We start from the raw sequence: 18,262 nt of genomic DNA, 5'->3' as shown, positions 1-18,262 counted from the left end.
CGCATGAAAGTCAGCGCACGCAACGTATTCAAGGGCACCGTCAGCCAGGTCAACCCGGGGGCGGTGAACGCCGAGGTGGCGCTGGCCCTGCCCGGCGGCGAGACGCTGGTGGCGGTGGTGACCCTGGCCAGCGTCAACAGCCTGGGCCTGGCGGTGGGCAAGGAAGCGGTGGCGCTGGTCAAGGCGCCGTGGGTGGTGCTGGTGACCGACACCGGCGGCTACCGCTTCTCGGCGCGCAACAGCCTGCAGGGCCAGGTGGTGCGCGTCGGCGACGGCGCGGTGAACGCCGAAGTGGTGCTGCGCCTGGCCGGCGGCACCGAGGTGTTTTCCATCGTCACCCGCGAGGCCGTGCAGGAGCTGGGCCTGGCCCCGGGCGTGACGGCCACGGCGCTGATCAAGGCGTCGCACATCATCCTCGGCGTGGCCGACTGATTACATCAGCACGCCGTCCTCGGGCTCTTCGGGCAGGGCGGCGGGCACCTCCAGCAGTTCCTGCACGGCAATCTCGATGTGCCGGCACATGGCGTTCAGCGGCAGGTCGTTGGGTTGCAGGTCGAACGGGTCGGCGATCTGGTCGCCCAGGGCGTCCAGGCCGAAGAAGGTGTACGCCAGGATGCACACTGCCACCGGGGTGAACCAGCCGATGCTGTCGATCAGGCAGAACGGCAGCAGGAAGCAGTAGATGTGCACGGTGCGGTGCAGCAGCAGGATGTAGGGGTAGGGGATGGGCGTGTTCTTGATGCGCTCGCAACCGCCCAGCACGTAGGACAGCCGCGTCAGCTGCTGGTCGATGCCCATCTGCACTTGCTCGCCGGCGCCGGCCTGGCGCGCGGCGTCCTGGTAGCGCTTGCCCAGCAGGCCCAGCAGCGCGCTGGGCGGGTTCTGGTGGCCCAGCACCACGTGCCGCGCGTGTTCGTCCAGGCGCTCCAGGGTCTGCGGCGCCACCGCCTCGCGGCGCAGGAAATGCTTGAGCACATAGGCGAACGCCACCAGGCTGTGGCCCAGCTGTTCGCGCTGCTCCGCGGCCAGGCTGGGCAGCAGGCTCAGGGTCTGGCGCGTGAGGTTGCGGCTGACGATCAACAACTCCCCCCACAAGGTCCGGGCTTCCCAGAAACGCTGGTAGGCCACGGTATTGCGAAAGCCGAGGAAGATCGCCAGGGTCAGGCCCCACAGGGTGAACGGCGTGGCCGTGAGCACCACCTTGAAGTGGAACAGGGTGCCGTGGATGGCCACCACCGCCGAGCTGATCAGCACCGTGAACAGCACCTTGCGCCAGATGGCCGGGATGATCGAACCCTTCAACGAAAACAGCAGCGTCAGGGCGGAGGGGTTGTGGGGGCGGATGATCATGCGCGCATCGGGCTCCTGCGGGGCGGGAAAGGGGATTTGCCGTGGGCGGCCCAAGCGCTATATCATTTGGTATATAGCGAATGGCCCGCTGGTGCATCCTACCCGTTCATTTTGGCCCCTGGAACGCTGCAATGCGCGAAAGAATCTATCCCTACACGGCCTGGCTGCTGACCCGCAGCTTCCAGCCCCTGGAAATCGAGCTGATCGGCCCCGGCTACGCGGCCAGCGGCTACGACCGCACCGAGTCGGGCCGCAACTACCACGTGGACGAGCTGTACCCCAGCAAGCTGGCGGCCATTGCCTGCGGCGAAGACCGCCTGGCCGAGCTTGAAGCCGACATCGCCAAGCGCCAGGCCAGCCTGGACAAGCGCCGGGATGCGCTGTACCGGCATAAGTAGGCCCGGGCGTCGAGATGGCGGCTGTCTCGAAATGGCGTCGTCTGCATCGCGACTAAAGTCGGCTCCTACACCGTTCGTGGTAGGAGCCGGCCTTGGCCGCGATGCAGGCGACGCGATTTATACGGTATAGGCATTCGCGTAGCAGCTGCCGCAAGGCTGCGTCCCGGGCCTGACACGGCGTGGGGGCGAGGACGCAGCCTGCGGCAGCTGCTACAGGGGCGGGCATCGTCTGCATCGCGGTTGTAGCAGCGGCCACAGGCCGCGTCCAAGGCGCCGCGCTGTTTCCGGCATACCGCGGGGCACCCGGACGCCGCCTTCGGCAGCTGCTACGGGGGAGGGGAATTTGGGGTTGTAATATCATTTTAACATTGTATGGCTAGCATCGCGCCTTCACTTCGGGTCGGCCATACACCATGCACGCAGAAACCTTCCCCTTCATGCGTCCGAAACTTCCCCGCGATCACCGCTGTGCCGGTGACCTGTGCAAGGAAGTGCCCGCCATTGAATCCAGCGCCACCAACGCGCTGGTCATGGATATTTTTACTTCGCAAAAAGAGATGACCTGCCTGGCGGTGGTGGAAGGGCGCCGGCCCATCGGCCTGATCAACCGCAATATCTTCCTGTCGCAGATGAGCCGGCCGTTCCACCGCGAGCTGTATGACAAGAAAAGCTGCATCGCCTTCATGGACAAGGAACCGCTGATTGTCGATGCGCAGATGAGCATCGAGGCGCTGACCTTCAAGACCGTGGAGTACGGCGAGAAGGCCCTGTCCGACGGTTTCATCGTCACCCGTGGTGGCGACTTCGCCGGCCTGGGCAACGGCCTGCAGTTGATGGGCGTGGTGGCCGCCATGCAGGCGGAAAAGAACCGGCAGATGATGCAGAGCATCGAGTACGCCAGCGTGATCCAGCGCGCCATGCTGCGCGCCTCGCGCGATGCGCTGAAGTCGATGCTCGATGACGCCGCGCTGCTGTGGGAACCGCGCGACGTGGTGGGTGGCGACTTCTACCATTTTGGCGCCTACGACGACGGCTGGTTCGGCGCCATCGCCGACTGCACCGGCCACGGCGTGCCCGGCGCCTTCATGACCTTGATTGCTTCATCGTCGCTGACCCGCGCGCTGGCCCAGTGTGGCCCGCGCGACCCGGCACGGCTGCTGTCGGCAGTGAACCGCAGCGTCAAGGAACTGCTGGGGCAGGTGGAAGGCGGCCAGGAACACCCCGAGTCGGACGACGGCCTGGACGCCGCGTTCTTCTGGTTCGACAGCGCCCGCCAGGTGCTCAGCTTCGCCGGCGCGCGCCTGGGCCTGTCGGTGCTGCACCCCGGCGCCGCCCAGGTCGAGACCCTGGCCGGCCAGCGCATGGGCGTCGGCTACGTGGCCAGCGAGCTGGATTACGCATGGCGCTGCGAGGAAGTGCCGATGCAGCCGGGCAGCCTGATGTTCATCGCCACCGACGGCCTGACCGACCAGATTGGCGGACCAAAACGAATTGCGTTTGGAAAACGCAAGGCATTCGACACGCTCCTGGCCCACCGCCAGGCGCCGGCGGCTGCCATCTGCAATGAATTGCAACGTGCACTGGCGGGTTGGCAGGGAACGCAAACACGACGTGACGACCTCACCCTATTTTGCGCCCGGCTCAGGAACGACCATGGCTAACCCACACACTACACAGGACTGCACCTTTTTCGACCTTGCCCAGCAGCGCAACGTGATCTTCTATCACATGGGCTATTTCAGCCACAGCATCATCACCACCATGGCCGAGGTGATGAAGTTGCAGCTGGAAGTAGCCGGCGTCAGCGGCCCCACCCGGCGCAAGCTGTTCTCGTCGTTCGTGGAGCAGTCCCAGAACATCATCCACTATTCCTCCGACTGCCTGCGCACGCCGGTGGCCGAGGACGCCTCGGTGCGCCAGGGTGCGGTGTGCATCAGCGCCGAGGGCGACCGCTACCTGATGCAATGCGCCAACCCCATCGCCACCGACGACGTCGAGCGCCTGCGCGAAAAGCTGCTGGCGCTGTGCAAGATGTCCATCGATGAAATCAAGCAGGCCTACAAGGTGGTCCTGCGCGCCGAAACCCCCGAGGACAGCAAGGGCGCCGGCCTGGGCTTCCTGACCATGGCCCGCGACGCCAGCGCGCCACTGGAATTCAGCTTCCATCCGCGTGCGGACGAACCGGGCACCTCGCTGTTCTGCCTCAAAGCCACGATCTGAGTAGAGACACACTGAAAATGGATAATTTCTACGTTGAAGCCAGTGCCACATCGCCGGAAGTCGACTTCCGATTCGACCAGCACCTGCTGACCCTCAAGGGCGAGTCCTACCCGGAAAACGCCGCGGCGTTCTACGCCCCCGTGGTGCAGCACCTGCGCAGCTACCTGGAGGCCTGCAGCGGCGAGTGCATCACCGCCAACATCGCCCTGGCCTACTTCAACAGCTCCAGCACGAAGATGCTCTTCAGCATTTTCGACGCCCTGGACCAGGCCGCCCAGGCCGGCAATGAAGTCATCGTCAACTGGTACCACGACGAAGAAGACGAGACGATTTTCGAATTCGGCGAAGAGCTGCAGGCGGACTTCACCGCCATCCAGTTCAACGACCAGCCCGTGGCCAGTTGATGAGGAGTTCCGTGATGCCGGTAGCGTTGACCGAAGGGGTGCCCGACCTGTTCAAGAGCGAGTTCGACGCCCTGCAACACGCGCGCGGCGTGCTGGCCTTGCCCCAGGCCGATGCCGACCTGTACCGCCAGTCGCTGGTGGACATGGCCCTGCATTTCGAGCGCCTGATCCGCGAGACGCGCCGGCTGATCGGCCGCAGCGACCGCGCCGAGCGCGAGATGAACACCCTCAACGCGCAGCTGCAGATACTGGCCCGGCAGCTGGAACACCGCGCCACCCACGACGCCCTGACCGGGGTGCTGAACCGCGGCGCGATCATCGAGCAGACCAGCAGCACCCTGTCACGTATTGGCGTGGCGATGATCGTGCTGGACATCGACCACTTCAAGAAGGTCAACGACGAGTACGGCCACCCCGCCGGCGACGGCGTGATCCAGGGCATCGTCGGCTGCCTGCGGCAGATCGTCGGCGAGCGCGGGCTGATCGGCCGCGTGGGTGGCGAGGAGTTCACCGTGCTGCTGCCCGGCGGCAACCTCGATGACGGCCTGGGCGTGGCCGAGGCCATGCGCGCGGCCATCGCCGGCCACGTGTTCATGCACCCGGTGAACCGCCCGGTCACCGCCAGCTTCGGCGTCAGCGCCCACCCGGCGGGCACCGGCTTCGACCTGGCCTACGGCAGCGCGGACGCTGCGCTGTACCGCGCCAAGCGCGCCGGGCGCAACCGCGTGGAAGGCGCGTAGCGGGTTTTTCTGTAAACGGTCTGAAATTCGTTTCATGGGGATTCATTGGGCAGGGCAGGGGCGCTCGGCGAAGATTGGCCCATCGCCGGCAGCCTGCCGCGCAACGCTCCAACGACCCTTTTCGGGAGGAACCCCATGAACCTGAAAGCACTGACGCTGATCCCTGTCCTGGGCCTTGCCGCCTTGCTCTCGGCCTGTGCCGGCACGATGCCCAAGCCCGACCCGCACGACGCCTGGGTAGGCCTGCAGGAAGAGGCGCGCGACAACATGCTGGCCGAGCAGCTGGACGGCCACCCGCTCAAGGACGGCCGCTACTTCCAGGTGGCGCCGGGCAAGCACAGCATGCAGGTGGTGGTGTACGCCGCCAGCAGCGTGTACGTCGACGACAAGACCTGCCACGGCACCCTGGCCTATGCCCACTTCAAGCCTGACGAGCACTACCAGCTGCGCGAGACCAGCACCGGCATGAGCATGGGCCTGGCGCTGGGCGTGGACCTGGTGAACGACCGCGGCCGCACGGTGGCGCACACCGACCAGTTCACCTGCGCTGCTGGCTGATACCCGCCGTCCCGCGCCTGCACCCGTAGCCGCTGCCGCAGGCTGCGCTGGCCCTGTGCCTCGCTGGAGATCTCCAGTGAAGCGGACGGCCAGCGCAGCCTGCGGCAGCGGCTACGCAGTCTCCAGTCGTCGATTTCCTCCCGCAAATCACCGCCAGCCTGCCAATGTGAAACATTGACGCAGCAAAATGCGCAATCTGCCCTTTCCCCCCGCCCTGAGAGAAGGCACAATTCGCGTCCATTTTTTTGGCTGGCCTTGCCGGAGGCTTCGACATGATCCAGACCCCGTATTACCTCATCGACAAAACCAAGCTCTTGGCCAACATGCAGAAGATCGCCTACGTGCGCGAACACTCTGGCGCCAAGGCCCTGCTGGCACTCAAGTGCTTCGCCACCTGGTCGGTGTTCGACCTGATGCAGCAGTACATGGACGGCACCACCTCGTCTTCGCTCTACGAGCTGAAGCTGGGCCGCCAGAAATTCGCCGGCGAGACCCACGCCTACAGCGTTGCCTGGGCCGATGACGAAATCGGCGAGATGCTGGAGAACTGCGACAAGATCATCTTCAACTCCATCGGCCAGCTGCAACGCTTCGCGCAGGCGAGCGAAGGCAAGGTCCGGGGCCTGCGCGTGAACCCGCAAGTCAGCAGCTCCGACTACCTGCTGGCCGACCCGGCGCGCCCGTTCAGCCGCCTGGGCGAGTGGGACCCGGTGAAGGTCGAAGGCGTGATCGAGCAGATCAGTGGCTTCATGTTCCACAACAACTGCGAGAACGGCGACTTCGGCCTGTTCGACCAGATGCTGGGCACCATCGAAGAGCGCTTCGGCCACCTGCTGCACAAGGTCGAGTGGGTGAGCCTGGGCGGCGGTATCCATTTCACCGGCGAAGGCTATGCTTTGGATGAGTTCTGCGCGCGCCTGAAGGCGTTCTCGCAGAAGTACGGCGTGCAGGTGTACCTGGAGCCGGGCGAAGCCGCCATCACCCAGAGCGCCTCGCTGGAAGTGACCGTGCTCGACACCCTGTACAACGGCAAGCACCTGGCCGTGGTCGACAGCTCCATCGAAGCGCACATGCTCGACCTGCTGATCTACCGCCTGAACGCCAAGCTGGCGCCAAGCGAAGGCGAGCACACCTACATGGTCTGCGGCAAATCGTGCCTGGCCGGCGACATCTTCGGCGAGTACCAATTCGACCGTCCCCTGGCCATTGGCGACCGCCTGTCGTTCGTCGACGCGGCCGGCTACACCATGGTCAAGAAAAACTGGTTCAACGGCCTGAAAATGCCGTCCATCGTAGTGAAACAACTCGACGGTACCGTCGAGGTGGTTCGTGAATTTGGTTTTGACGATTACCTGTCCAGCCTTTCGTAAGCTGGCGGCTTAAGGAGAAGTAAAGAAATTGAAGAAGAACGTTCTTATCATTGGTGCAGGAGGTGTCGCCAAGGTGGTGGCCCACAAGTGCGCGCAGCACAACGACGAACTCGGTCGTATTGCCATCGCGTCGCGTAACATCTCCAAATGCCAGGCCATCATCGACAGCGTCAAGGCCAAGGGCAGCCTCAAACAGCCCGCTGACATCAAGGCGTTCGCGTTGAATGCACTGGATGTCGAAGCAACCAAGGCGTTGATCCGCGAGACCGAATCGCAGATCGTCATCAACGTCGGCTCCGCGTTCCTGAACATGTCGGTGCTGCGTGCCTGCATCGATACCGGTGTGGCGTACCTGGACACCGCGATTCACGAAGAACCGGGCAAAATCTGCGAGACGCCACCCTGGTACGGCAACTACGAGTGGAAACACCTCGAGGAATGCCAGCAGAAGAACATTACCGCCATCCTGGGCGTGGGCTTCGACCCGGGCGTCGTGAACGCCTATGCCGCACTGGCGAAACAACAGCATTTCGACCGCATTGACTCCATCGACATCCTCGACGTCAATGCTGGCTCCCATGGCAAATACTTTGCCACCAATTTCGACCCGGAAATCAACTTCCGCGAATTTACCGGGCAAGTCTGGAGCTGGCAGAACAGCCAGTGGACCAGCAACACCATGTTCGAAGTCAAGCGCACCGACGACCTGCCGGTAGTGGGTTCGCAGAACCTGTACCTCACCGGTCACGACGAAGTGCACTCGATCTCCAAGAACCTCGACGTGCCGAACGTGCGCTTCTGGATGAGCTTCGGCGAGCACTACATCAACGTCTTCACCGTGCTGAAAAACCTGGGCCTGCTGTCCGAACAGCCGGTCAAGACTGCCGAAGGCCTGGAAGTGGTGCCGTTGAAAGTGGTCAAGGCCGTGCTGCCGGACCCCTCGTCCCTGGCACCGGGCTACACCGGCAAGACCTGCATCGGCGACCTGGTCAAGGGCACTAAAGATGGCCAGCCGCACGAGCTGTTCATCTACAACGTGGCCGACCACGAGGAAGCCTACGCCGAGACCGACAGCCAGGGCATCTCCTACACCGCTGGCGTGCCACCGGTGGCCGCTGCCTTGCTGGTCGCCCGTGGCGAGTGGGACGCGCAGCGCATGGTCAACGTCGAGGAGCTGCCAGCCGAGCCGTTCCTCAAGGCGCTGGACGTGATGGGCCTGCCGACCCGCATCAAGGACGCCAAGGGCGACCGCCCGTGGGATCAGCTAGCCTGATCCCTGATGCGCGGGTAACACCAAAGCCGCTGCCCCCTGGGCAGCGGCTTTTTTGTAGGCGCTGGCAACGCGCGTCCTCGGTGCCATCTGCAAACCATTCCCAGCCCTTCATGAACTATTCCATCCAATCCATAAGTTCCATGGATACCCTTGTTTTTTCTACTATGATTTTCCCCGAGGGTTGAGCCCAGGTGCCGCGCGACAGACGCAGCCCTGCCGTGCCACCCCGAACACTGAGCCATTTCTGACCGTCCCCAAAAAAGGAAGGCCCCGGCATGCCCATGTTCGAGCCGCGTGAGGTTGAGGGTTCCGTGACCCCCACCGCCGATGAATACCAGGACGCGATACTGCCCAAGGTGTCGCGCACCTTTGCGTTGACCATTCCGCAGTTGCCGCCCAGCTTGCGCCGGGCTGTGACCAATGCCTACCTGCTGTGCCGGGTGGCCGACACCATCGAAGACGAGCCGGTGTTCGACGCCCAGCAGAAGCGCCGCTTCGAGGACGGCTTCATCGATGCGGTGACCGGGCGCATCGACCCCAAGGCGTTCGCCGCCGAAGTGGCGCCGTTGTTCTCCCAGGAGACCTCGGCGGCCGAGCGCGAACTGGTGGGGCAGTTGCCGCTGGTGCTGCAGGTGACCCACAGCCTCACGTCGCCGCAACGCGAGGCCATCCTCAAGTGCCTGACCATCATGTCCCACGGCATGCACGACTTTCAGCGCACGGTGGGCCGCCATGGCCTGGACACCCTGCGTGACCTGGATTGCTACTGCTACTGCGTGGCCGGCGTGGTGGGCGAGATGCTCACCGAGCTGCTGCTGGACCACGACCCGCAGTTGCGCGCCCAGCGCGACAACCTGATGCGCCTGGCGGTGTCGTTCGGCCAGGGGCTGCAGATGACCAACATCCTCAAGGACCAATGGGAAGACCACGAGCACGGCGTGTGCTGGTTGCCCCAGGACGTGTTCAGCCGCTACCAGGTGCAATTACAGTCCCTGCACGCCGGCGCCCACGAGGGCAACTACGCCGGGGCCATGGCCGAGTTGATCGGGGTGGCCCACGCGCACCTGCGGCGGGCGCTGGAGTACACGCTGATGATCCCGGTGCGCCATGGTGGCTTCCGGCGCTTCTGCCTGTGGAGCATTGGCCTGGCGGTGCTGACCTTGCGCAAGCTGCAGCAGAACCTGGACTTCTGCCACGGCGCCCAGGTGAAGATTTCCCGTCGCGCGGTGGCCTGCACCCTGACCCTGACGCGCCTGAGCGGCAACTCCAATGCCGGCCTTGGCTGGCTGTTCGCCACGGCGGCGCGCGGCCTGCCGTTGACGCCGCTGGCCAGTGAGTGGAGCGCACCGCTGTGGCCCAAGAGCGCCATCGCCTATTCCATGGAACCGGTGCTGGTGGCCGAACAGGTGGACCTGCGCCCATGATGGACGACAGCATGCTGCTGGGCGCCGGCCTGGCCCCCGAGCCGACCCTGGCGCTGGACCCGGCCATCGAGCGCGCCCGCGAGGCCCTGCTCAAGCGCCAGCGGGCCGACGGCCACTGGTGCTTCGAGCTGGAATCGGACTGCACCATCACCGCCGAATACATCCTGATGATGCACTTCACCGACGACATCGACACGGCCCTGCAGGCGCGCATGGCGGTGTACCTGCGGCAGATCCAGGTGCGCGACGGCCACGGTGGCTGGGCCCAGTACACCGGTGGCGCGCTGGACATTTCCTGCACGGTGAAGGCCTATTACGCCCTGAAGGCCGCCGGTGATTCGCCCCAGGCACCGCACATGCGCCAGGCCCGCGAGGCGCTGCTGGCGCTGGGCGGCGCGGCGAAGAGCAACGTGTTCACGCGCATCCTGCTGGCCATGTTCGAGCAGGTGCCGTGGCGCGCCGTGCCCTGGGTGCCGGTGGAGCTGATCCTGCTGCCGCGCTGGGCGCCGATCCATATCGACAAGATCGCCTACTGGGCGCGCACCACCCTGGTGCCGCTCACCGTGCTGTGCTCGCTGAAGGCCAGGGCGGCCAACCCGCACCAGGTGGATATTCGCGAGCTGTTCGTCACGCCGCCCGAGCAGGAGCGCGATTACTTCCTGCGCGACAGCCTGCTCAAGGTGCTGTTCCTGGGCCTGGACAAGGTCGGCCGTGGCCTTGAGCGGCTGATTCCGCGAGGTTTGCGCCAACGCGCACTGGACCGCGCCAGGGATTGGTTCGTGGCGCGCCTGAACGGCGAGGACGGCATGGGCGCGATTTTCCCGCCCATGGTCAACGCCTACGAGGCCCTGGGCCTGCTGGGCTACGCCAAGGACCACCCGTTGCGGCTGACCTGCAAGCGCGCGCTGGACCGCCTGCTGGTGGAGCGCGACGACGGCAGCACCTACTGCCAGCCGTGCATGTCGCCGGTGTGGGACACCGGCTGGAGCATGATGGCCCTGCTGCACAGCGGCGACCCGGGCAAGGTCGACCCGGCGTTGCAGCAGGCCCGCGACTGGCTGGTGGCGCGCCAGGAGCTTGAGTTCAAGGGCGACTGGGCGGTGAACGCCGCCCACGTCCGGCCCGGTGGCTGGGCGTTCCAGTACCTCAATGCCTATTACCCGGACATCGATGACACTGCGCTGGTGGCAGCGCTGTTGCAGCTGCTCGACCGGCGCTTCGACAGCCCCGGCGCCCATGGCCCCAGCGTGCAGCGCGCCCGTGAGTGGATGCTGGCGCTGCAGTCGCGCAACGGCGGCTTTGGCGCCTTCGACGCCGACAACACCTGCTACTACCTCAACGCCATTCCCTTCGCCGACCACGGCGCCTTGCTCGACCCGCCCACCGAGGACGTCAGTGGCCGCGTGGCCGCCTGCCTGGGCGTGCTGGGCGACCACGGCGCCGCCACGCGCCGCTGCGTGGCCTACCTGCGCGACGCCCAGCGCGCGGACGGCAGCTGGTGGGGGCGCTGGGGCAGCAACTACATCTATGGCACCTGGAGCACCGTGTCGGGGCTGGTGCTGGCCGGCGAAGACCCGCAGCAGCCGTACCTGCGCCGGGCGGTGGAATGGCTGCGCAGCCGCCAGCACCGCGACGGTGGCTGGGGCGAAACCAATGACAGCTACATCGACCCGATGCTGGCCGGCACCAACGGCGGCCTCAGCACGCCGCATTCCACCGCCTGGGCGGTGCTGGCGCTGCTGGCCCTGGGCGAGGTGGACGGGGCAGCGGCGCAGCGGGGCGTCGCCTGGCTGCAGGCGCACCAGCAGGCCGACGGCCTGTGGTCGGACCCGGCGCACAACGCGCCCGGCTTCCCGCGGGTGTATTACCTGAAATACCACGGTTACGCGGCGTACTTCCCGCTGTATGCCCTGGCCCGCTACCGTGAACTGCGCGCGCGCCCGAGGGTGGCACGCTCTAGGGTGGCAGTGTGAGGCCCAGCGCCGTTGGCATAGTGGTGGCCTTGCAAGCCGAGGCCCAGGCCTTGGCCAACGCCGCGACGCTGCCGGGGCGCGTGCTGGATCTACCCGATGGCGGCCGCCTGTGGCTGGCCGGCATGGGCCAGGCAGCGGCCGGGCAGGGCGCCCGTGCCCTGGCCGACAGCGGCGTGCAGGCCCTGGCCAGTTTCGGCGTGGCCGGGGCGCTGGACGACTCGTTGCGCAGCGGCGTGTTGCTGTGCCCCTCGCACGTGGTGGACGAACAGGGCTACCTGTTTGCCTGCGACCCGTCGTGGAGCGAGCGTCTGTGCCAGCGCCTGACCACGGCCGGGGTGGCGGTGCGCTACGACCAGGCCCTGGCCAGCCTCGGCCAGACCTTGAGCGACGGCGCCGCCAAGCGCGCCGCCGGGCAGCTGTACCTGTGCGCCGCGGTGGACCTTGAGAGCGCCGCCGTGGCCGCCGTGGCCCGCGAGCGTGGCTTGCCGTTCCTGGCGCTGCGGGCCATTGTCGATGAAGTCGACGACCGCCTGCCGCCGGCGCTGCAAGGGGCCATCGACCCCTGGGGCCAGGCGCGGCCGCTGGCGTTGGTGCGGGCGTTGCTGCGCCGGCCCTGGTTGCTGCTGCGCCTGCCGGGCCTGGCGCGGCGCATGGGCAAGGCCTTGAAGGCGCTGCGCACTGCCGCCCGCGCCGCCCCCTGCCTGGGGGCGGTGGTGGGCCAGGGCCAGCGGCCGCGGGTCTCATGAGGGGCGTGCATCAGCTCATCGCCACCCTGGTCCACCACTGCGCCCGCCGGCCCTGGACGGTGTTGGTGGTCGCCGCGCTGTTGGCGCTGCTGAGCCTGCAGGCCGCCAGCCACCGGCTGAGCATGGACACCGACGCCGACCACCTGTTTGCCGATGACCTGCCCTGGCGCCAGCAGAGCCAGGCGTTCGCCCGGCAGTTTCCGCAGTTCAGCGACACTCTGGTGGTGGTCATCTGCGCGCCCAGCGACGAGGAGGCCCACGACGCGGCGGTCACCCTGGCGGGGCAACTGGCGGCGGACAACGCGCATTTCCGCGAGGTGTCGACGCCGGGCATCAGCACCTTCTTCGACCGCGAGGGGCTGATGCTGCTGCCCCCCGACGAGCTCTACAGCGTCATCGACAGCATGACCCAGGGCGGCCAGCTGCTCGACCCGCTGGCCGCCGACCCCAGCGCCCGCGGGCTGCTCAAGGCCCTGGACCGGCTGGTGGAGGGCGTGAGCATGGGTATGGACCTGGTGCCCTACAACGTTGCCCTGGGCCGGGTCGCCGACACCTTCGAGCAGGCCCAGGCCGGGCGCCCGGCGCCGTTGTCCTGGCAGGCGCTGCTCACCCCGCAGCTGGCCGGGCGCAGCGGTGGGCTGCAACTGATTCTGCTGCAACCGGTGCTTGACCACGAGGCGCTGGAGCCCGGGCAGGCGGCCACGGCCGCATTGCTGCAACTGGCCGCCGCGCTGCCCGAGGTCAAGGCCGGGCGGGTGCAGGTCAACTACACCGGCTCGGTGCCGCTGGCGGACGAGGAATTCGAGTCGCTGAGCGACCGCGCAGTGCCCATCGCCTTGGGCGGTGGCCTGCTGGTGATCGTGCTGCTGGTGCTGGCGCTGCGCACCTGGCAGACCGTGCTGGCGGTGCTGTTGACCCTGGTGCTGGGGCTGGTCTACACCCTGGGCTACGCGGCGTTGGCGGTGGGGCGTTTGAACCTGGTGTCGGTGGCCTTTGCGGTGCTGTTCATTGGCCTGGCGGTGGATTTCGGCATCCAGTTCGGCGTGCGCCTGCGGGCGCTGGAGCAGCCCGGGCAAAGCCTTGCGGCCAGCCTGCGGCTGACCGGGCTGGAGGTGGGTGGGCAGATCGGCCTGGCGGCCCTGGCCACCGCCTGCGGCTTCCTGGCGTTCGCGCCCACTTCGTTCAGCGGCATGGCCGAGCTGGGCAGCATCGCCGGGGTCGGCATGCTGCTGGCCCTGGCCTGCACCCTGACCGTGCTGCCGGCGTTGCTCGGCCTGCTGCCGCGCAGCCGCCGTGCCAGCGCCGGCGAAACCGGCCTGCCCGGCGGGCACCGCGGTGATGCCTGGCTGGCGCGGCGGCGCTGGCCGGTGCTGGGGGTGTTCGGGCTGCTGGCCGTGGCCGGCCTGTACAGCGCCCTCAGCCTGCCCTTCGACGCCAACCCGCTGCACACCAAGCGCGCCGACACCGAGGCCATGCTGACGCTCACCGGCCTGATGGACGACCCCAACACCAACCCCTTCACCCTCAACGTGCTGGCCCCGGACCTGGACAGCGCGCGCATCCTCAGTGCCCGCCTGAACGCCTTGCCCGACGTGGCGCAGGTGGTCTCGGGGGCCGATTTCGTGCCCTTGAACCAGACCCAGCAACTGGACCAGATTCGCCAGGCGCTGGACCTGATGTACGGCGTGCTCGAACCGCGCCAGGCCCTGCCTGCACCCACTGCGGCGCAACTGCGCGAGGCGGCGGCGTACACCCATGCGGCCATTGCCGGCCTTGGCGCCCAGGTGCCACCCGGCACGCCGCTGGCGCGCATCAGCGCGGCGCTCGACGGCCTGGCCCGGGGCCCGGACAGTGCCTTGCTGCTGGCCAACCAGGCGCTGGCGCAGTTCCTGCCGGTGACCTTCAAGCGCCTGGCCGATTCGCTGGCGGCGCAGCCCATCAGCGCCGAGGGCCTGCCCGAAGGGTTGCGGCGCGACTGGTTCACCGCCGATGGCCAGGTGCGCGTGCAGGTCACCCCCGGCGCCCAGGCCCAGAGCACCGAGGGCTTGCGGCGCTTTGTGGCCAGCGTGCAGAAGGTCGCGCCGCAGGCGGTGGGGGCCGCGCTGGACACGGTGCAGGCCGCCGACACGATTCTGCAGGCGTTCGAACAGGCGGCGCTGTACGCCACCCTGGCCATCGCCGTGGTGCTGGTGCTGGTGTTGCGGCGGCTGCGCGACATGGTGCTGGTGCTGGCCACGCTGCTGATGTCGGCGCTGCTCACGGCGCTGTTCGCGCGGCTGCTGGGCATGTCGCTGAACTTCGCCAACATCATTGCCCTGCCGTTGCTGCTGGGGGTGGGCGTGTCGTTCAACATCTACTTCGTGATGAACGCCCGCGCCGGCCAGCGCCAGTGCCTGGGCTCGCCCACGGCGCGGGCGGTGCTGTTCTCGGCGCTGACCACCGGCACCGCCTTCGGCAGCCTGGCCATCGCCCGGCACCCGGGCACGGCCAGCATGGGCCTGCTGCTGTTGCTGAGCCTGGCGGCGGTGCTGGTGTCGACGTTCGCCTTCCTTCCGGCGCTGCTGTATTCCCCCGTGGCGACACGGACCGTAGCCGCTGCCGAAGGCTGCGCTGGCCCTGAACCACGCTGAAGATGTTCCGTGTACTGGCTGGCCAGCGCAGCCTGGCGGCAGCGGCTACGGCGATCGTCGTGGCGGTTGTGGAGGGTGGCGCGCACGGCAGGAAAATCCGTTTACAATGCGCCCACTTCATATTTGTCGTCATTGCCCGTGACGCGCAGCCGTTACGGGCGTCTATGAAACAGACATGGGCGCGACACTGGCCCACAGCACACCGCATAGGGAGCTCTATACATGATCATCAAACCACGCGTTCGCGGCTTCGTCTGCGTGACCACACATCCCACTGGCTGCGAAGCGAACGTCAAGGAACAGATCGACTACGTGAAGCAGCACGGCGCCATCAGCGATGGCCCGAAGAATGTGCTGGTGCTGGGTGCTTCCACCGGCTACGGCCTGGCCGCGCGCATCAGCGCCGCCTTCGGTTGCGGTGCCAAGACCCTGGGCGTGTTCTTCGAGCGCGAAGGTGACGAGAAGAAGGCTGGCACCGCCGGCTGGTACAACACCGCGGCCTTCCACAAGTTTGCCGAGGCCGAAGGCCTGTACGCCAAGAGCATCAACGGCGACGCGTTCTCCGACGAGATCAAGCGCCAGACCATCGAGGCCATCAAGCAGGACCTGGGCAAGATCGACCTGGTGGTCTACAGCCTGGCTGCCCCGCGCCGCCTGCACCCCAAGACCGGCGAACTGCTGAGCTCGACCCTCAAGCCACTGGGCAAGTCCGTGACCCAGCGCGGCGTCAACACTGACAAGGGCACCGTCGAAGAGACCACCCTGGAACCCGCTTCCCAGGCCGAGATCGACGGCACCGTGGCCGTCATGGGCGGTGAAGACTGGAAGATGTGGATGGACGCGCTGCAGGAAGCCGGTGTACTGGCCGAAGGCGCCAAGACCACCGCGTTCACCTACCTGGGCGAGAAGCTGACCCACGACATCTACTGGAACGGTTCGATTGGCGAAGCCAAGAAGGACCTGGACAAGAAAGTCCTGAACATCCGCGAGAACCTCGCCCCGCTGGGCGGCGACGCGCGCGTGTCGGTGCTCAAGGCCGTGGTTACCCAGGCCAGCTCGGCCATCCCGATCATGCCGCTGTACCTGTCGCTGCTGTTCAAGGTGATGAAAGAGCAGGGCACCCACGAAGGCTGCATCGAGCAGGTCTACGGCCTGTTCAAGGACAGCCTGTACAACGCCCAGCCTATCCTGGACGCCGACGGCCGCCTGCGCGCCGACTACAAGGAGCTGGCCCCGGAAGTACAGGCCAAGGTTGAGGCGCTGTGGAACGAAGTGACCACCGAGAACCTCAGCGACCTGACCGACTTCGCCGGTTACAAGCATGAGTTCCTGCGCTTGTTCGGCTTCGAGATCGCCGGTGTCGACTACGACGCCGACGTGAACCCGAAGGTCGATATTCCCAACCTGATCCAGGGTTGATGGAATGAAAAAACGGGGCGCTTGAAGCGCCCCGTTTTTTTATGGGGGGATTTTGGTGTTTATGGGACCTGGAACACCAGCAGCGCATTGCCGTTGAGCTTGCCGCTGTACACAGGCTCAAGGCCCGGCACCAAATTACGCTCGCTGCGCGCCACGATCACCCAGGCCGGGTGCGGCAGTTTGGCCGGGTCCACGGCGTCGACGAACAGCGGCGTCGGCACCTCGTCATGGTCCAGGTTCATCATGTAGCGCACCGCCCAGGTGTCGCGGCCCAGGTTGACGAACACCAGGGTGCCCGGGTTGGCCGCGCGCAGGCCTTCCACGTGCTGCACGAAGGTTTGCGTGTCGAACTGGCGGTCCTGCTCGGGCTCCACCATCTTCACCAGCAGCCACCATTGCGCAGCCAGTGCCACCAGGCTCAGCAGCACCAGGCGCCGCGCGCGTTCGGCACTGCTGCACCAGGCCCACAGGGCGGCGAACTGCAGCAGCACCAGGCCGCCGACCAGCAGGAACAGCGACACGTCCGGCCAGTAGTCATGCTTGCGCCACAGGTGGTGGCAGGTGAACACGATGATGATGCCCAGCCCCGGCAGCACGGCCACCAGCCACTGGTAGGCGCGACCCACCCGCGCCAGCCAGCCCTGGGCATTGAGCAGGCCGTAGGCGGCGACGGCGGCGAACAGCGGCACCATCGGCAGCACGTAGTAGGCGCGCTTGAAGTGCGGCACCGACAGCCCCAGCAGAATCATCAGGCCGCAGGCGCCCAGGCGGATGGCCAGTTGCACGTCGGCGTCCTGGCCGCGGGTGCTCCAGCGGTGGCGCAGGGCAATCAGCGTGGCCAGGGCCAGTGGCACCACCGGGAAGTAGCGGTACAGGCTCAGCTGGAAGTAGAAGAAGAACGGCTTGCCGCTTTCATCCAGGCGGCCGCCCACCTGCATGTTGCGCACGTCCTGGGCGAAGCTGTCGCCGCCGGCGATGCGCGCCAGTTCCATCAGCAGCCACCAGCCACCGCCCATCAGCAGCAGGCCGACCACGCCATAGCCGAGCACGCGCTTGATGCGCAGCACGGCTGCGGCACGGTCGGGCGCCACGCCCAGGGCCCAATAGGTGCAGGCCACGCCGCACACTTCCACTAGCCCCAGGGGCCCGCGAATGGCGAAGCCCAGTGCGAACAACGGGAACACCGACCAGCGCAGCACCCGCGAGCCGAGCGCCTCGCTGCGGTGCAGCAGGTAGAAGCAGGCCAGGCACAGCAGTGCGCTCATCTGGTCCAGGCACACCGAGCGCGACTTCTCCAGCCACTGGGTGGTGAGCGCGGTCAGCAGCACCGCCAGCAGGCCCCAGGCACGGCTGGACGGCGCCAGCAGGCGGTACAGCAGGGCCAACACGCCGGCCGAGGCAATGGCGGTGGGCAGCACGTTGGCCAGGTGGTTGGGTGCGCCGAACAGCCGCGCGCACAGGTAGCTCATGAAGGTGGCCGTGCCGGGGTAGTCGGCGTAGGGCTGGCCGTAGGTGGTGGGGAACAGGCTGGGCCCGTGGCGGAACATCTCCTGCAGGAACAGCGCCCAGCGGCCGTCGAAGCCCTGGGGTTGCTCGTTCCAGATGCCCAGGCTGAACAGCGCCAGGGCAACGAAGAAAATCAGTAGTGCGTGCAGCCGAATGCGGGGGGCGTGATCCATCTTTAATCCATACGCTCGATCAAGTCCCGGCGATGCTAGCCATTTCCTTTTACGTAGTTGTGAAAGGAGTGTCGTGGC

16 protein-coding genes are annotated in these 18,262 nt (G+C 66.7%); 14 read left to right on the top strand and 2 right to left on the bottom strand.

The window, feature by feature from the left end:
- Positions 1–3 precede the first annotated feature (3 nt).
- On the top strand, positions 4–432 hold the full coding sequence (locus AC0J42_RS17525; protein ID WP_473002691.1) for a TOBE domain-containing protein: 429 nt from the start codon (positions 4–6) through the stop codon (positions 430–432).
- Here the strand turns inward: AC0J42_RS17525 and AC0J42_RS17520 are convergent, their stop codons facing one another.
- Positions 433–1,350, bottom strand: a complete 918-nt coding sequence (locus AC0J42_RS17520) for a bestrophin family protein (protein ID WP_473002689.1) — start codon at positions 1,348–1,350, stop codon at positions 433–435. It abuts the gene before it with no gap.
- Positions 1,351–1,481: 131 nt separating this feature from the next.
- On the opposite strand from AC0J42_RS17520, the gene AC0J42_RS17515 reads away from it, so the two are divergent.
- The 13 genes from AC0J42_RS17515 to fabV all read left to right on the top strand — a co-directional run bounded on the left by AC0J42_RS17515 (position 1,482) and on the right by fabV (position 16,505).
- Positions 1,482–1,748 (top strand): hypothetical protein, encoded by a 267-nt coding sequence (locus tag AC0J42_RS17515; RefSeq protein WP_473002688.1) that lies wholly within the window; start codon positions 1,482–1,484, stop codon positions 1,746–1,748.
- 437 nt (positions 1,749–2,185) lie between these two features.
- Positions 2,186–3,409: a SpoIIE family protein phosphatase gene (locus AC0J42_RS17510; protein ID WP_416424833.1), complete on the top strand. Its 1,224-nt coding sequence runs from the start codon at positions 2,186–2,188 to the stop codon at positions 3,407–3,409.
- Entirely contained in the window at positions 3,402–3,968 is a 567-nt protein-coding gene (locus AC0J42_RS17505; RefSeq protein ID WP_416424832.1) for a SiaB family protein kinase, read from the top strand. Before AC0J42_RS17510 ends, AC0J42_RS17505 begins: the two co-directional genes overlap by 8 nt.
- 17 nt (positions 3,969–3,985) lie before the next feature.
- On the top strand, positions 3,986–4,372 hold the full coding sequence (locus tag AC0J42_RS17500; protein WP_416424831.1) for a DUF1987 domain-containing protein: 387 nt from the start codon (positions 3,986–3,988) through the stop codon (positions 4,370–4,372).
- A 14-nt stretch (positions 4,373–4,386) separates the two neighbouring features.
- Entirely contained in the window at positions 4,387–5,112 is a 726-nt protein-coding gene (locus AC0J42_RS17495) for a GGDEF domain-containing protein (RefSeq protein ID WP_416424830.1), read from the top strand.
- 135 nt (positions 5,113–5,247) lie between these two features.
- The gene (locus tag AC0J42_RS17490) at positions 5,248–5,670 is read left to right on the top strand and encodes a PA0061/PA0062 family lipoprotein (RefSeq protein ID WP_416424829.1); all 423 of its coding nucleotides are present in this window, start codon (positions 5,248–5,250) and stop codon (positions 5,668–5,670) included.
- Between the two features lie 272 nt (positions 5,671–5,942).
- On the top strand, positions 5,943–7,040 hold the full coding sequence (locus AC0J42_RS17485; protein WP_416424828.1) for a carboxynorspermidine decarboxylase: 1,098 nt from the start codon (positions 5,943–5,945) through the stop codon (positions 7,038–7,040).
- Positions 7,041–7,068: 28 nt separating this feature from the next.
- Positions 7,069–8,313: a saccharopine dehydrogenase family protein gene (locus AC0J42_RS17480; RefSeq protein WP_473002685.1), complete on the top strand. Its 1,245-nt coding sequence runs from the start codon at positions 7,069–7,071 to the stop codon at positions 8,311–8,313.
- A 275-nt stretch (positions 8,314–8,588) separates the two neighbouring features.
- Entirely contained in the window at positions 8,589–9,737 is a 1,149-nt protein-coding gene (locus AC0J42_RS17475) for a phytoene/squalene synthase family protein (RefSeq protein ID WP_473002683.1), read from the top strand.
- Positions 9,734–11,710 (top strand): squalene--hopene cyclase, encoded by a 1,977-nt coding sequence (gene shc / locus AC0J42_RS17470; RefSeq protein ID WP_473002682.1) that lies wholly within the window; start codon positions 9,734–9,736, stop codon positions 11,708–11,710. Before AC0J42_RS17475 ends, shc begins: the two co-directional genes overlap by 4 nt.
- A gap of 23 nt (positions 11,711–11,733) precedes the next feature.
- A complete protein-coding gene (locus AC0J42_RS17465; RefSeq protein WP_473002681.1) occupies positions 11,734–12,456 on the top strand; it encodes a phosphorylase family protein in 723 nt (240 codons plus the stop codon).
- A 5-nt stretch (positions 12,457–12,461) separates the two neighbouring features.
- Positions 12,462–15,086, top strand: a complete 2,625-nt coding sequence (locus AC0J42_RS17460; RefSeq protein WP_473002680.1) for an MMPL family transporter — start codon at positions 12,462–12,464, stop codon at positions 15,084–15,086.
- 222 nt (positions 15,087–15,308) lie between these two features.
- On the top strand, positions 15,309–16,505 hold the full coding sequence (gene fabV / locus AC0J42_RS17455; protein WP_416424822.1) for an enoyl-ACP reductase FabV: 1,197 nt from the start codon (positions 15,309–15,311) through the stop codon (positions 16,503–16,505).
- A gap of 59 nt (positions 16,506–16,564) precedes the next feature.
- Here the strand turns inward: fabV and AC0J42_RS17450 are convergent, their stop codons facing one another.
- Positions 16,565–18,184 carry an ArnT family glycosyltransferase gene (locus tag AC0J42_RS17450; RefSeq protein ID WP_473002678.1) on the bottom strand — a complete coding sequence of 540 codons (1,620 nt, stop codon included), beginning with the start codon at positions 18,182–18,184 and terminating at the stop codon, positions 16,565–16,567.
- Positions 18,185–18,262 lie beyond the last annotated feature (78 nt).

It is taken from the genome of Pseudomonas sp. Tav-5-1A (assembly GCF_055755055.1).
Note: the sequence above shows the minus strand (reverse complement) of the source record. Positions and strands in the feature narration are given on the sequence as shown.

Coding starts and splice junctions, on each gene's coding strand:
- AC0J42_RS17525 (WP_473002691.1), top strand. CDS start 4: ATGAAAGTCAGCGCACGCAACGTATTCAAGGGCACCGTCAGCCAGGTC.
- AC0J42_RS17510 (WP_416424833.1), top strand. CDS start 2,186: ATGCGTCCGAAACTTCCCCGCGATCACCGCTGTGCCGGTGACCTGTGC.
- AC0J42_RS17505 (WP_416424832.1), top strand. CDS start 3,402: ATGGCTAACCCACACACTACACAGGACTGCACCTTTTTCGACCTTGCC.
- AC0J42_RS17450 (WP_473002678.1), bottom strand. CDS start 18,184: ATGGATCACGCCCCCCGCATTCGGCTGCACGCACTACTGATTTTCTTC.
- AC0J42_RS17500 (WP_416424831.1), top strand. CDS start 3,986: ATGGATAATTTCTACGTTGAAGCCAGTGCCACATCGCCGGAAGTCGAC.
- fabV (WP_416424822.1), top strand. CDS start 15,309: ATGATCATCAAACCACGCGTTCGCGGCTTCGTCTGCGTGACCACACAT.
- AC0J42_RS17495 (WP_416424830.1), top strand. CDS start 4,387: ATGCCGGTAGCGTTGACCGAAGGGGTGCCCGACCTGTTCAAGAGCGAG.
- AC0J42_RS17515 (WP_473002688.1), top strand. CDS start 1,482: ATGCGCGAAAGAATCTATCCCTACACGGCCTGGCTGCTGACCCGCAGC.
- AC0J42_RS17475 (WP_473002683.1), top strand. CDS start 8,589: ATGCCCATGTTCGAGCCGCGTGAGGTTGAGGGTTCCGTGACCCCCACC.
- AC0J42_RS17520 (WP_473002689.1), bottom strand. CDS start 1,350: ATGATCATCCGCCCCCACAACCCCTCCGCCCTGACGCTGCTGTTTTCG.
- AC0J42_RS17490 (WP_416424829.1), top strand. CDS start 5,248: ATGAACCTGAAAGCACTGACGCTGATCCCTGTCCTGGGCCTTGCCGCC.
- AC0J42_RS17485 (WP_416424828.1), top strand. CDS start 5,943: ATGATCCAGACCCCGTATTACCTCATCGACAAAACCAAGCTCTTGGCC.
- shc (WP_473002682.1), top strand. CDS start 9,734: ATGATGGACGACAGCATGCTGCTGGGCGCCGGCCTGGCCCCCGAGCCG.